At 68.6% G+C, this 13,442-nt stretch carries 14 protein-coding genes and 1 tRNA gene; 6 read left to right on the top strand and 9 right to left on the bottom strand.

Annotated elements, in window-relative coordinates; genetic code table 11:
- Window positions 1-157: 157 nt before the first annotated feature.
- The 3 genes from C4K88_RS17190 to C4K88_RS15430 all read left to right on the top strand — a co-directional run bounded on the left by C4K88_RS17190 (window position 158) and on the right by C4K88_RS15430 (window position 2,747).
- Entirely contained in the window at window positions 158-697 is a 540-nt protein-coding gene (locus C4K88_RS17190) for an SRPBCC family protein (RefSeq protein WP_146065712.1), read from the top strand.
- A complete protein-coding gene (locus tag C4K88_RS15425) occupies window positions 697-2,064 on the top strand; it encodes an FAD-binding oxidoreductase (RefSeq protein ID WP_104122563.1) in 1,368 nt (455 codons plus the stop codon). Before C4K88_RS17190 ends, C4K88_RS15425 begins: the two co-directional genes overlap by 1 nt.
- Window positions 2,065-2,165: 101 nt before the next feature.
- Window positions 2,166-2,747 (top strand): DUF4190 domain-containing protein, encoded by a 582-nt coding sequence (locus C4K88_RS15430; RefSeq protein ID WP_104122564.1) that lies wholly within the window; start codon window positions 2,166-2,168, stop codon window positions 2,745-2,747.
- Between the two features lie 63 nt (window positions 2,748-2,810).
- Here the strand turns inward: C4K88_RS15430 and C4K88_RS15435 are convergent, their stop codons facing one another.
- The 4 genes from C4K88_RS15435 to C4K88_RS15450 form a co-directional block, all read right to left on the bottom strand.
- Window positions 2,811-4,172 (bottom strand): DUF4032 domain-containing protein, encoded by a 1,362-nt coding sequence (locus C4K88_RS15435; RefSeq protein WP_104122565.1) that lies wholly within the window; start codon window positions 4,170-4,172, stop codon window positions 2,811-2,813.
- A gap of 141 nt (window positions 4,173-4,313) precedes the next feature.
- Window positions 4,314-5,402, bottom strand: coding sequence for an ABC transporter ATP-binding protein (locus tag C4K88_RS15440; protein ID WP_104122566.1), 1,089 nt, complete (start codon window positions 5,400-5,402; stop codon window positions 4,314-4,316).
- A gap of 131 nt (window positions 5,403-5,533) precedes the next feature.
- Entirely contained in the window at window positions 5,534-6,313 is a 780-nt protein-coding gene (gene otsB / locus C4K88_RS15445) for a trehalose-phosphatase (protein ID WP_104122567.1), read from the bottom strand.
- Window positions 6,303-7,802 carry an alpha,alpha-trehalose-phosphate synthase (UDP-forming) gene (locus C4K88_RS15450; protein WP_104122568.1) on the bottom strand — a complete coding sequence of 500 codons (1,500 nt, stop codon included), beginning with the start codon at window positions 7,800-7,802 and terminating at the stop codon, window positions 6,303-6,305. Before C4K88_RS15450 ends, otsB begins: the two co-directional genes overlap by 11 nt.
- 172 nt (window positions 7,803-7,974) lie before the next feature.
- On the opposite strand from C4K88_RS15450, the gene C4K88_RS15455 reads away from it, so the two are divergent.
- Window positions 7,975-8,051: transfer RNA gene (locus C4K88_RS15455), tRNA-Thr, on the top strand.
- A 28-nt stretch (window positions 8,052-8,079) separates the two neighbouring features.
- Here the strand turns inward: C4K88_RS15455 and rsgA are convergent.
- The 3 genes from rsgA to C4K88_RS15470 all read right to left on the bottom strand — a co-directional run bounded on the left by rsgA (window position 8,080) and on the right by C4K88_RS15470 (window position 10,743).
- A complete protein-coding gene (rsgA, locus tag C4K88_RS15460; protein WP_104122569.1) occupies window positions 8,080-9,120 on the bottom strand; it encodes a ribosome small subunit-dependent GTPase A in 1,041 nt (346 codons plus the stop codon).
- Between the two features lie 204 nt (window positions 9,121-9,324).
- Window positions 9,325-10,098: a hypothetical protein gene (locus tag C4K88_RS17195; protein ID WP_146065713.1), complete on the bottom strand. Its 774-nt coding sequence runs from the start codon at window positions 10,096-10,098 to the stop codon at window positions 9,325-9,327.
- 141 nt (window positions 10,099-10,239) lie between these two features.
- A complete protein-coding gene (locus tag C4K88_RS15470; protein ID WP_104122571.1) occupies window positions 10,240-10,743 on the bottom strand; it encodes a metallophosphoesterase family protein in 504 nt (167 codons plus the stop codon).
- A 105-nt stretch (window positions 10,744-10,848) separates the two neighbouring features.
- Here C4K88_RS15470 and C4K88_RS15475 point away from each other — a divergent pair, with 105 nt between their 5' ends.
- Window positions 10,849-11,040 carry a hypothetical protein gene (locus C4K88_RS15475; protein ID WP_104122572.1) on the top strand — a complete coding sequence of 64 codons (192 nt, stop codon included), beginning with the start codon at window positions 10,849-10,851 and terminating at the stop codon, window positions 11,038-11,040.
- 48 nt (window positions 11,041-11,088) lie between these two features.
- Entirely contained in the window at window positions 11,089-11,469 is a 381-nt protein-coding gene (locus C4K88_RS15480; RefSeq protein WP_146065714.1) for a hypothetical protein, read from the top strand.
- 74 nt (window positions 11,470-11,543) lie between these two features.
- Here the strand turns inward: C4K88_RS15480 and C4K88_RS15485 are convergent, their stop codons facing one another.
- Together C4K88_RS15485 and C4K88_RS15490 are read right to left on the bottom strand one after the other, a co-directional pair.
- Window positions 11,544-12,734 (bottom strand): ABC transporter permease, encoded by a 1,191-nt coding sequence (locus C4K88_RS15485; RefSeq protein WP_104122574.1) that lies wholly within the window; start codon window positions 12,732-12,734, stop codon window positions 11,544-11,546.
- Complete coding sequence (locus tag C4K88_RS15490) at window positions 12,731-13,414, bottom strand: ABC transporter ATP-binding protein (protein WP_306418626.1); 684 nt, start codon at window positions 13,412-13,414, stop codon at window positions 12,731-12,733. The genes C4K88_RS15485 and C4K88_RS15490 overlap by 4 nt, the downstream gene beginning before the upstream one ends.
- Between the last annotated feature and the right edge of the window lie 28 nt (window positions 13,415-13,442).

A 13,442-nucleotide genomic window follows, 5' to 3' on the forward strand; every position in this document is an offset into this window, starting at 1 on the left:
CCGGAAGCTAAGACCCACAGCGCCGATGGTACTGCACCCGAGAGAGTGTGGGAGAGTAGGACACCGCCGGACAACCACTTCCAGGGAAGGCCCCGACACCACGTCGGGGCCTTCCCCCCTTTAAGCACCCACCACCCACCACCGGTACTGTCGAGTCATGAGTGGATTGTTCTCGCACCCTCCTGCCCGGACCGGCGTCTCGGGAGGACGACCAGAACTACGGTTCTCGGCCTGGGTCCCCGCGCCAGGCGACCATGCCTGGGCAGGGCTGACAGAGCATCTTCATCTGTGGTGGCCGGCCGATGAGCTGAGCCGTTGGGGCGAGGACAGCTTCTTCGATCTCGAGGACAATGCCCTTGTAGAGACGTCTGCCCACGATGACGAGAACGTCTGGGGTGAGGTGACCGACAGCTCTTCTGGAGAGTGGCTCGAGATGTCATGGCGGCAGGTCGGGTCGGCTTCGACGACGGTGGTGCGCATCGAGATGGCCCCGGCCGACGAGCCCGCTTCGACCTCGATGACCTCTACGCCCTCGGCACCGCAACGCGACGGAACCGGAGCAGTGAGGACCGGGGTCACACTGACGCTCGTCCACAGTGGCTGGACCGCAGAGGATCCGCAGGACGCCTACGAGTTCTACCGCGCATTCTGGCCGGACGCCCTCTCACGCTACCGACGCTTCATGGGTGCGTCCTGATGGTTCATACGCCGCTCGACGAACTTCAACAGGCGCTCCCGGAATGTGTGTCCCGTGCACCGGACGATCTCGCGCGATACTCCCGGGACACGGGCCCGCAGCTTCAGACAGTCCTGCCCAGCGCGGTGATCCATGCGCGCACCGTGGAGGACGTGCAGGCGGTGATGCAGTGGGCCACCCGGCATCGTGTGCCGGTCGTGAGTCGTGGCGCAGGGTCCGGGCTGTCCGGAGGCGCGCACGCCACCGAGGGCTGTGTCATCCTGTCGCTCGAGCTCATGAACACCATCCTCGGGATCAACCCTGACGACGAGACCGCCGTCGTCGAACCGGGCGTGATCAACGCCGACCTCAATACCGCTGCAGCACAGCACGGCCTGATGTACGCACCGGATCCCGCCAGCTATCGATGGTCCACGATCGGAGGGAACGTCGCCACGAATGCCGGCGGGCTCCGCTGCGCCAAGTACGGCGTGACGCGCGACTCCGTTCTCGCCTTGAAGGTCGTCCTGGCAGACGGCACCCTCATCTCGACCGGCCACAGCACCTTCAAGGGAGTCGCTGGATACGACCTGACGGCGTTGATGACCGGGTCGGAAGGCACGCTGGGCATCGTCGTGCAGGTCACCGTCCGCCTCCGCTACCTGCCGCAGGACGTCCACACCCTGGCTGCCTTCTTCGACGACTTCCCTCGGGCCGCCGCCGGCGTCCTCGCCATCGGCCGTGCCAGGGTGCAGCCCTCCATCCTGGAACTCCTCGACGGGAGGACTCTCGAGGCACTCGACGGCGTACACGGTTCGGACCTCCGGCAGCGAGGTGGTTCGCTCCTGCTGGTCAGGACCGATGGCTATGGTGCGGCGGCAGAGGCCGAAGCCATCCGGACGGTCCTGGTAGGACTGGGCGCCGACGTCACCCGCGAGGGATCTGACGAAGCCGACCGGCTCGTCGATCTGAGGCGACACAGCAGGGGAGACGACGTGGATGACCTGTTCCGGGTGGGAGAGGACGTCGCCGTACCCAAATCCCGTCTCGTCGACTATGTCGAAGCACTCGAAGCGATGGCGGAACGGCATTCCGTCCACCTGAAGATCGTGGCGCATGCCGGCGACGGGAACCTGCATCCCACTTTCTGGGTTGCCCGCAGTGAGGGCCGGCGAGCACAGGACCGGCTGAACGAGGCGCTCGACGAGTCCGTACGCCTGGCGCTGGACTTCGGCGGGACGATCACGGGAGAGCACGGAGTCGGACAGTACAAGCTGAGGTGGCTCGCCTGGGAGCAATCACCGGCGGTCCTCGAACTGCAGGTCCGTATCAAGGAGGTCTTCGACCCCCTGGGCATCCTGAATCCGGGGAAGGCCATCGTCGCCTGATCGTTGTCGTTCGCGCCGGTTGAGCGATGACGCCCGATGATATCGTTCAGGAAACTGTCGGAAGTCTCCGTCATTTCCACTACGTCCATTTTGGGGGCAGCATGTCTGACAACAATCCGGGAGCGCAGGGCGGCCCGCCCCACGGCGAGCAGGACAAGCCGCGGTACGGGGAGAACGCCCCGCAGTACGGCGAGGGCCAGCCCCAGTACGGGCAGCAGGGGCAGCCCGGCTACGGCGAGGGCCAGCCCCAATACGGGCAGGGCACGTCCCCCTATGGGGAGGCACCCTCTCCCTACGGACAGGCCCAGTCTCCCTACGGCCAGCAGAGCCCCTACGGCCCCGGTGGCGGCAACTACCCCGGACAGCAGGGCTACCAGGTCCAGACGGCGGAGAACCCGGGAAGAACGCTCGGCATCGTCGGATTCATCCTGGCCATCCTGATCGCGCCGGTCGGTCTGATCATCAGCATCGTCGCCTTCGTGAAATCACGGAAGGCCGGCATGGGCAACGGGTTCGCCCTCGCCGGCATCATTATCGGAGCGATCTTCACGATCCTCGGGGCAATTGTCCTGGCCGGTCTGATCGCGCTGATCCCGACCTTCACCGAGCTGGCCCAGCTGTGCCAGGGCGTGCCCAGCGGCACCGAGGTCGAATTCCAGGGCACGACGACCACCTGCCCGTAGTAGGACGCAGAACCTGAGGAAGGGACCGGCAGCCACTGGCTGCCGGTCCCTTGCGTTCAGCGCCTACTTGTCGCTGTGCTCCGAGTCCTCGTCGATGCCGATGGTCTCCGCGTCCGCCGTCAGCATGATCGCCGCTTCGTCACGGCGGTGCCGTAGTTCGTCGTCGAGGTAGGACTGCACGGCTTCGGCCATCGGCACGTTCCTGTCCTCCCGCTCGGACATGTACCACCGGTGCTCGAGCACCTCGTGGACCACCTCGGCGGGCTCGAGCTTCCCGCCCAACTCACGCGGGACGGCGCGCACGATGGGCTCGAAGACCTCATTCACCCACAGGTGCGCCGTGAACTCTTCGTCCAGCGTCGGGTTGTTGTCCGCCCGGTAGGCGTCCATGTCATTGAGCAGTCGGCGGGCCTGATTCTCCTGCGCGTCGAGGCCCGTCAGACGGAGGAGCCTGCGGCTGTGGTGTCCGGCATCGACGACCTTGGGCTGGAGCTGGATCTGCGTCCCGTTGGCCGCCGTCTTGATCGCGTATTCCTCGACGTCGAAGCCCAACTCGTTGAGGCGACGGATCCGCGCCCCCACACGCCAGCGGTCCCCGAGTTCGAACGATTCCTGCTCCGTCAGCTCGGTCCACAGCCGACGGTAGCTGTCCATGATCAACTCGCTGGTCGCGAGCGGATCCACCTTCTCCTCGATGAGGCCACCCTCCGCGAGGTCCATCAGCTCGCCGGCGATGTTGACGCGGGCTATCTCGAGGTCGTACTCGCGCTGGCCGGTCGACAGCTCCGGGTAGAGCTCGCCCGTCTCGGCGTCGACGAGGTACGCGGCGAAGGACCCGGCGTCGCGCCGGAACAGGGTGTTGGAGAGGGAGACGTCGCCCCAGTAGAAGCCGACAAGGTGCAGACGCACCAGGAGCAGCGCCTGCGCATCGATGAGCCGGGTCAGCGTGTCGCGCCGGAGCGTCTGGGAAAACAGCGCGCGGTACGGCAGGGAGAACTTGAGATGGCGGGTGACGAGGACGGGGTCCAGTTCCTCGCCGTCGGGCGTGGCACGGCCGGAGATGACGGCGACCGGCTCCACGCAGGGGACGTCGAGGCGCTGCAGCTTGCGGAGCATGTGGTACTCGTGGCGGGCGATGTGCTCACCGGTCTCCTTCACGGCGATGACCGACCCGCCGAGGTGCGCGAAACGCACGATGTGCCGGGAGATGCCGCGGGGGAGGGCTGCGAGGGCACTGGCCGGCCATTCCTCGAGGGCCACGTGCCAGGGCAGGTCGAGCAGTTCGGGATCGGTCGTCGCCGCCGTGATGTTGAGCGATCCCAGGTTGGGGGCCTCGGAGGATGCGGGACGCACCCGCGGCAGCTTGCCGGTCTGGTCGTAGTCCGTCGGCTCGTCATGCCACTGCGCGTTCGAGGTCTCTGTCATGGGTACTGCCTTCGTGTCTGGGCGGGAAAAGGAGCCTGCATCAAGCGTAGTGGCCGTTAAACGACGACGGCGGTCCCCCCGGGGCATCCAGGAGATGCCCGGCGAAACCACCGCCGTCGTCGTGCGTGATCCGCGAAGAACCTAGACCGTCTCGGCCAGGCGGAGTCCGTTCGTGGTGTCGAACAGGTGCACGTGGCCCTGCTCGGGACGGACGTAGACGCTGTCGCCCTTCATCGGCGGGCGGCGACCGTCGACGCGCACCACCATGTCGTGGTCCTTGCCGTCCAGCGTGGTGTGGCCGTAGATGTAGGCGTCGGCGCCGAGCTCTTCGACGACGTCCACCTCGACCTGCAGTCCCTCACCCGTGGCGGCGAGGACGAGGTCCTCGGGGCGGACACCGAGCGTGACGGTGTTGCCGGCCGCGGCTTCGAGGACGTTGCCGGGGACGGGGTAGACGATGCCACCGAAGAGGACACCGCCGTCGGCGACCGGCAGTTCCAGGAGGTTCATGGCGGGCGAGCCGATGAAGCCGGCGACGAAGACGTTCTTCGGGCGCTCGTACAGGTTGCGCGGGGTGTCCACCTGCTGGAGGATGCCGTCCTTGAGCACGGCGACGCGGTCACCCATGGTCATGGCCTCGACCTGGTCGTGCGTGACGTACACCGTCGTGACGCCGAGACGGCGGGTCAGCGAGGCGATCTGCGTACGCGTCTGCACGCGCAGCTTGGCATCCAGGTTGGACAGTGGCTCGTCCATGAGGAAGACCTGCGGGTTACGCACGATCGCGCGGCCCATGGCGACACGCTGGCGCTGGCCACCGGAGAGGGCCTTCGGCTTGCGGTCCAGGTAGTCCTCGAGGTCGAGGAGCTTCGCCGCTTCGCGGACACGCTCGGCGCGCTCCTCCTTGGAGACACCGGCGATCTTGAGCGCGAAGCCCATGTTGTCGGCCACCGACATGTGCGGGTAGAGGGCGTAGTTCTGGAAGACCATCGCGATGTCGCGATCCTTCGGGGGGACATCCGTGACGTCGCGGTCACCGATGAGAATGCGTCCGGAGTTGACGTCCTCGAGGCCCGCGAGCATGCGAAGGGAGGTGGACTTTCCGCAACCGGAGGGCCCCACGAGGACGAGGAATTCGCCGTCGGCGATGTCGATGTTGAGCTTGTCGACGGCGGGCTTCTCGGTGCCCGGGTACAGGCGCGTGGCCTGGTCAAACGTTACCGTTGCCATGGAATTGGTTCCTTTTCACGGGCAGGTACGTGCCCGACGATCCGTAGTGAATGGAAGATATTCAGTTGTTGCACGTGGTCCGCCAGCAGTACCGGTGACGTTGGTCACGCCTTCTGAGTATGGCACGTTCCCTAGCGGGGTGCACCCGCCGCGCGCAGCGCCGCCAACTCCTCGAGCACCTCGGTGAATGCCTCGGGGGTGGCGACGGAGAAGGATGCGGCGGTCTCGCCGGGTCCGATCCTGACGCCGACGTCGCCGGCGCCTAGGGTCCTTTGGGCATGCTCGTCCGTGACGTCGTCGCCTGCGAAGAAGACCGCCGTCGCTGCCGACACCTGCCGCAGCAGGGCCAGTCCCTGACCCTTGTCGGCCTCGACCACAGAGATCTCGAGGACGCGCTTGCCGTCCGTGATGCGCAGACCGTCCAGCGCGGCGAGCCCTGCCCTGGCTGCCGCCACGGCAGCATCGGCGACGGCGTCCGCCGCGGTCCTCGTGTGGAGGACGACGCCGGCGGGTTTGAACTCGATCCGTGTCCCGGGGTGCCCTGCGACGACGTGTTCGACGACGGCGACGGCGCGTGCCAGCACTTCGGCCTGGTGTGGCGTCAACGCGAGCGGCGCGCCGTCCGGTCCGGTCCAGGTCTCTGCGCCGTGGCTGCCGATCAGCATCGTGTCCGACGGGGAATCCGCGACCGCTCGGAGGCTGTCGAGTGCCCGGCCGGAGATGAGCGCCGTCGTCGTGGAGGGCAGGCCCGCCAGCACGCGGACGGCCGCGGCCGACGCCGGGAGGGCGCGGGCGTCCTCCGCCCGCTCGACGATCGGCGCCAGGGTGCCGTCGAAATCGAGGGCCACGAGGAGGTGCGGGGTCGCCGCCAGGGTGCGGAGGGCGGCCCGCAGCCCGGCCTCAAGCGCCACTGGCCGTGCCCTCGGACTGGAGGGCGGCGAGGAACGCCTGCGACCAGCGCTCGACGTCGTTGTGCACCACCTGGCGGCGCATGAGCCGCATGCGCCGCATGGCCTCCGCCTTCGGCATGGTGACGGCTGCGACGATGGCTGCCTTCAGCCCGTCGATGTCGTGCGGGTTGACGAGGATGGCCTGACGCAGGGTGTCCGCTGCGCCGGCGAACTCGCTGAGCACGAGCATGCCCGTGTTGCCGGTCCGCGCCGCGACGTATTCCTTGGCCACGAGGTTCATGCCGTCCCGCAGTGCGGTGACGAGCATGACGTCGGCCGCCAGATACAGCGCCACCATCTCCTCGACCGGGTAGCTGTGGTGCAGGTAGCGGATCGCCGTGTTCTTCATGGTGTCGTGCGTGCCGTTGATGCGGCCCACCGCACCCTCGATGTCCTCGCGGAGGAGACGGTACTGCTCCACGCGCTCGCGGCTCGGGCTGGCGACCTGGATGAGGGCGGCGTCCTCCACCGTGATGGCGCCGTCCTCCAGCAGCTCCCCGTAGGCCTTGAGTCGGTGGCCGATGCCCTTGGTGTAGTCGAGTCGGTCGACGCCGAGCAGGATGTGCTCCGGGTCGCCGAGTTCCCGCCGGATCTCCTTGGAGCGTTCGATGACGTCCGGTCGCTGCGCCAGCTCCGCGATCGACGCGGTGTCGATGGAGATAGGGAACGCCTCGGCCCGCGACACATAGCCCGGTGCGCCGTCGTCGCCCGCTGGGACCTGCACCTGCTGGGCCTTGATGGTGTAGCCCTTGAAGCGGCGCACGCATCGCAGGAAGTTGCTGGCGTCGCTCGGCCGCTGGAATCCGATGAGGTCCGCGCCGAGCAGCCCCTCGATGACCTGGCGGCGCCACGGAAGCTGCGCGTAGATCTCCAGCGGCGGGAACGGGATGTGGTTGAAAAAGCCGATCTTCAGGTCCGGGCGGGCCTCGCGCAGCATCTTGGGGACAAGCTGGAGCTGGTAGTCCTGGACCCACACCGTGGCGCCCTCGGCGGCGACGGACGCCGTCGCCTCCGCGAAGCGCTCGTTGACCCGGCGGTAGGAGTCCCACCAGGTGCGGTGGAACTCGGGGGAGGCGATGACGTCGTGATAGAGCGGCCAGAGGGTGGCGTTCGAGAACCCCTCGTAGTACAGCTCCACCTCCTCGGCGCTCAGCGGCACGGGTACGAGGCGCATGTTCGACTCGTCGAAGGGCTCGAGCGTCTCGTCGGGTGCGCCGTGCCAGCCGACCCAGGCGCCGTCGGCCTTGGCCATCACCGGGGCCAGCGCGGTCACCAGGCCGCCCGGCGAACGCCGCCACGAACTCTCGCCGTTGTCGTCGACGACGCGATCCACGGCCAGTCGGTTGGAGACGACGATGAAGTCGAAATCGCCGTACTGGCCGTCCGCCGAGAACGACTCCTTGACGCCGGGGATGGTCGAGGGTTGTGCAGCACTCACAGCGGGCTCCATACAGTAGTTGGTCTCTGAAACGACTCTATCCGGTCGGGCCTACTTGGCCGCCTGGCCGATTTCCCGCGGTGCAGGCGCTGGGCTACCCTTATTGAGCGCTCGGCGTCGGGTTGCCTGCGGCAGCACTCACCGCTGGATCATGACGACGGCGCGGCGCTGGCACGGCCAGCACGCCTCCTTAGCTCAGTTGGCCAGAGCACCGCTCTTGTAAAGCGGGGGTCGTCGGTTCGAATCCGACAGGGGGCTCCATCAGCACAACCCGCGGGCGGCATAGCCGTCACCCTTCGCGGAACCGGTTCCTGTAGTCCTTGGCCCGGGCAGCCTCCTGAGCCACCCGGTGGAACGATCTCCCGTAACGCCGCTGCTCCGCGACGTTCTGTCGACGATGCAGGCTCGCGAGTTCGCGATCCATCTTCCGGTAGCTCAGCCACCGGCGTTCCTCCAGGTCCCCGGACGCGATGGCGGACTGCACCGCGCACCCGGGTTCGCTTTCGTGGGCGCAGTCGCGGAACCTGCACCGGGCGAAGAGTTCCTCGACGTCGCCGAACACCTGGGACAGCCCGTCCTCCGCGTCCCAGAGGGCGAAGCCGCGAAGCCCCGGCGTGTCCATGAGGACCCCGCCGTCGCCGAGCGGCACCAGCTCTCGGGCCGTCGTCGTGTGCCGGCCCCGCCCATCGGTCGCACGAACCTCTCCCGTCCCCTGACGGGCGTCGTCGACGAGCGCATTGATCAGGCTCGACTTGCCAGCGCCCGAGGGTCCCAGCAGCGCCAGCGTCTGCCCGGCCCCGATCCGCCCGCGCAGGTGCTCGAGGCCGTCGCCGACCTCCGCCGAGGTCGTCAGCACCTCGACCCCACGGGCACGGTCCACCGTCTCGGCGACCACGCCGTCGAAGCGGGAGCTGAGATCGGCCTTGGTCAGGACGACGAGCGGCACGGCGCCGGAATCCCACGCCGCAACGAGCGTGCGCTCGAGCCGGTTGGTCGAGAGCGGCCGGTCCAGAGGTACGACGACGCCCAGGAGGTCGATGTTCGCGGCCAGGGCCTGCGCCTCGGACAGCGGGTCGTACGCCCGTTTGCGCTGGAGCAGGGACGAGCGGGGCAGGTGGCCGGCGATGCGGCCGTCGCCCACTAGGCCTATCCAGTCGCCGGTGACCAGGGAGTCCGGGCTGTCGAGGTGCAGGATGCCATCCGGTGTGGCGACCAGTACCCGTCCGCGGTCTGCGCGGACGATCCTGGCCGGTTGTACGCCGGACGGGAAGTGGAAGGAGAAGAGGGCACCGATGCGGTCGGTGAAGCCGTACTGCAGCAGAGTGTTCAACGCGGTTCCTCCGGAGGAGGCCTCCCGCGGGCGCGCTTACAGCGCGAAGGCCGGGGAGGCGGGGTTCATGGGGCGGTCGGCGCACAGCGCAACGGCAAGGACCTTCTTCATGACTCCACCTCCTCGATTCGTCGACGGCTCCGCGAGCCGGTCGGCACCCAGCCTAGTAGGGCTCGCGGAGGAAGGGAACAGGTGCCGCGGAACCTAGTGCGACCGTCCTTCGACGAACGGCCCGACGACCTTCACGAGCCCGGCGATGCAGCCGATGATGACGAGCGAGAGTACCGCGAAGAACGGCATGTTCGGTTGCTTCTGCGCATCCGTGCGGTCGACCGCCACGACCTCACTGTCGGCGCTCGCCGTCGCGGATGCCGTGGGTGTGGGCGCGGGGGAAGTGGTGGACGGGGCTGCGGACGGGGAGGGCTTGGCGGAGGTCTTCGTGGGCTTCGGGGACGGAGTCTTCTCCACCGGCACCTCCTCGATGACCGCGGGCGCAGGCAACACCTCGGGCGCCGGCGGCAGGGGAGCCACTGGGACGACCGGTTGCACCGGGACAGGGACGGGGGCAGGTGGTGGTGCGGGTGCCGGCGGAGGCGTGGGATCCGGCGTCGGTGTCGGTGCCTTCGTCGGCTCGGGAGGTTCCGTGGGCTCGACCGGCGGAGGGCTGACCACCGGTGGCGCCGTCGTCGGCTGAGGTGTGGGTTCGGTCGTCGGGTCGACGGGCGGAGGAGGCTCGGGTGTCTCCTTCTTCGGGACAGGTCGCGTCGTCGATGCAGCGGGCGGAGGCTTTGTCGCCGGAGGGGGCGTCGTCTCCCGCTGCAGCGTCGGTGTCCGGTCCGTCTGCTCCGACTCGGGCGCAGGGCTGGTCTGCGTGGTGGCGGGGGAGACCTCTGTGGCCGCCGCGGGCAGGGCCCCGAGGGTGAGGCCGCACAGCATGACCGCGGTGGCTGACACGAGCGGATACAGGTGCTTGCTCACGGGGCTCCAAGACTTTCGACAGACGGCTGACTTCTGCAGGTCACACTACCAACGCCGCGCGTCCTCGGTGGTTCCGCAGGGGTGTCGCCACTCGGGAACCCGGCCGGGACCGTCCGGTGATCAAACCGGAGCGCACCCGGGTCAGCGTGGCGGTAGGCGGCGCAGGTCGACGTCGAGGTGGCCGGCGTCGATGGTCGCCGTCATGAACGTGCAGTGCGGTTGACGGCGACGGTCCGTGGGGGAGCCGGGGTTCAGCAGACGCAGTCCCGTCGTGGCCCGGGTGTCCCAGGGAATATGGCTGTGTCCGAACACCAGGACGTCGACGTCCGGATAGAGCGAGGCCATGCGGGCTTCCCGTCCCTGCTTCTGGCCCGTCTCGTGGACGACGGCGAGGCGGACGCCGTCGAGCTCGGCCCGTGCCACCAGGGGGAGGCGTGACCGGAGCTCACCGCCGTCGTTGTTCCCGTAGCAGGCGATGAGACGGCGGGACCGGTCCTCGAGCTCGTCCAGCAGCGGCAGCTCGGTCCAATCCCCGGCATGGACGACGACGTCGGACGCCTCGACCGCGTCCCACACCTCACCGGGCAGGTGCCGGGCACGCTTCGGCAGGTGGGTGTCGGCGAGGATCGTCAGGAGGAGGGGCATCCAGCCATTCTCCGGTGCGTCCCCGACCCCGTGACAACGCGGCGACGCTGTGGGATGCTTCCGAAGCACGCTTACTAATCGGTATTCGACCCGTAGGAGGCAGCAATGAACATCGACAAGGCACAGATCATCGACCTGCTGAAGAGCCAGGGCAAGAACGACGACGCCGACCGGGCGCAGTCCGAACTCCCCGACCAGGTGGACCCGGAGCAGCACTCCGACCTCCTCGCGAAGTTCGGCATCAACCCGCAGGATCTGCTGGGCAAGATCCCCGGGCTGGGCGGTTTCGGAGGCTAGGGGACGCCCCCGGCCGGCCGTCGCCATCAACGATCGAAGGAGTCAGCAGTGGATACCAGTCAAGTGGTGTGGATCGTCGTCGGGATCTTCGTCCTCCTGGCCGTCATCGCCGTGGTGACGATCCTCACCGGCAAGCGCAGAGCGGCCCAGCATCAGCGTCAGGAGGAAGCGGACCGGCAGCGCGCGGCCGAGATGCGTGAGGAGGCGAAGGCCACCGAGCTGGAGGCCAGAGAGCGTGAAGCCAAGGCCTCGATGGCGGAGGCCGAAGCCCAGCGGGCCGAGGTCGAGGCCGAGAGGCTCCGCCAGCAGGCCCAGGAACGCCAGGCCGACGCACAGGGGTTACGGGAGACGGTGACGCATCACCATCAGGAAGCCGACTCCATCGACCCGGATGTCACGCGGAACGACGATCCGCGCTCGGGCCGCTGATCGGTCGAGCCGGTCAGTGATCGGTCGGCCGGCCAGGAAGGGAGTCCGCCATGGGGGGGCTCCCTTCCTGCTGCTCAGTAGCGGATGGCGTCGATGACCTTGACACGGACGGCGACGAGTGCCGGGATGAGTCCCGCGAGTGCGCCCACCGCTGTGGCCGCTGCGATTCCGATGAGCGCAGCCCCCACGGGGAAGGGCGGCAGGTCCGTCACTCCCTGGGCGATGAACGACTCCACCCGGGGGTGCTTGATGACCGCGACGGACAGCATCACGCCGGCAACACCGGCGACGAACGTCGCGACGACCGATTCCGTCATGACGCCGAAGAAGATCCGGCCCGACGTCGCGCCGAAGCTGCGCCGGATGCCGATCTCCCGTACGCGGTACTTGACGGTCACCATCGAGATGTTGAGCAGGCCCACCGCACCGAGCACGAGGACGAGCCCCGCGATCCCGCCGATCCCAAGGGTCACGACGGCGTACGGGTCACCCTGCGCCGCGTAGTCCTGCCGGTACACCTGCGCCTCCGCACCGAGCTGCGAGGCGAGATCACCCTGCACGCGGGCGGTCAGGGCGTCCGCGATCTCCTCCGGAACCCACAGTTCGAGGGCGGGCGGGATGCCCTGGTCCTGGCCCAGGTCCCATTGCTCGGCCTGCCCGCGCAGGAGGAACGCCTGCGGCTGCGCCTCGGCGTAGTCGTCGGCCAGGACGCCGACGATGGTCGCGCTGACGGGTGTCTCGGCCTCGATCGTGAGACCGGGCGCCGACCTCAGGTCGGGCGAGCCGACGAGGCGGTGGAACGCCTCGTTCACCACGACGGCGGGGGCGAGGCGCTGCTCGTCCACCTCCGTGAACCAGGAACCGTCGACGACGTCGAGGCGTCGCATCACACCGTAGTCCCGCTCGATGATGGTCGTCGGCGCCGCCACGACCCCCGCCGGTCCCCGGATCGAGAGGCTGGTGTCGAGGCGAACGGAGCTGTAGCCGATGCGGTACCGCTCCACGACGTCGTCGTACGCGGCCAGCGTGCTTCCGGTGTCGACGGCACCCGTGGCGGAGTACACGCTCGCGCCGAGGGTCGCCGCGCGCCCACTCGTACGCTCCGAGGACTGGACCAGACCGGCCTGCGCCATGGTCCCGAGGGCCACGACGGAGGTGAGCGCGGCGACGGACAGCATCACGCCGAGCAGCGCGAGCAGGACACGCGTCTTATGGATCCGCAGCTCGGAGAATGCCTCGACCACCGAGGCGACGAACGCGGTCATGCCGGAACCACCTGGCGGCTGAGTACGCCGGCGTCGAGCCGGTAGAGGTCCTGCGACCGCGCCGCGACGCTCACGTCGTGCGTGATCGTCACGAGCGCCGCGCCGGTCTCCCGCGCGACGTCGTCGAGCAGGTCCATGACCGCCGCCCCGGTGTCGAGATCGAGGGCCCCGGTGGGTTCGTCCGCGAGGATGAGCCGGGGCCCGCGCACCAGGGCGCGGGCGATCGCCACGCGCTGCTGCTCGCCGCCGGAGAGCTTCTGCGGCAGTTCACGGAGCCGGGAGCCCAGACCCACCCGCTCGAGCATCGCGGCGGCAAGCTTCTCACGGCGCCAGAACTGCCGCCCGCCCGCGTACAGCAGGGGCGTCATCACGTTGTCCAGGGCGGTCCGGCCGGGCAGCAGGTTGAACTGCTGGAAGACGAAACCCACCGCGGACCCGCGCAGGCGGGCCCGCTCGTCGGCTCCGAGGCGGCGGGCATCGGCCCCCTCGAAGAACAGCCCGCCCTCGGTGGGGACGTCGAGCAGTCCGAGGAGATTGAGCAGCGTCGACTTCCCCGAGCCCGATCGCCCCACGATCGCGACGCGGTCGCCACGGTGGATGTCGAGGTCGATGCCACGCAGGACGTGCAGATCCTCGGCGTCGAGGATCCTGACCGTTCGTGTGACCCCGCGCAGTGACACGAGCGGTGCACCGTCGCTCGCAGCGGGT

It is taken from the genome of Arthrobacter pityocampae (assembly GCF_002927275.1).
Taxonomy (GTDB): Bacteria; Actinomycetota; Actinomycetes; order Actinomycetales; family Micrococcaceae; genus Arthrobacter_D; species Arthrobacter_D pityocampae.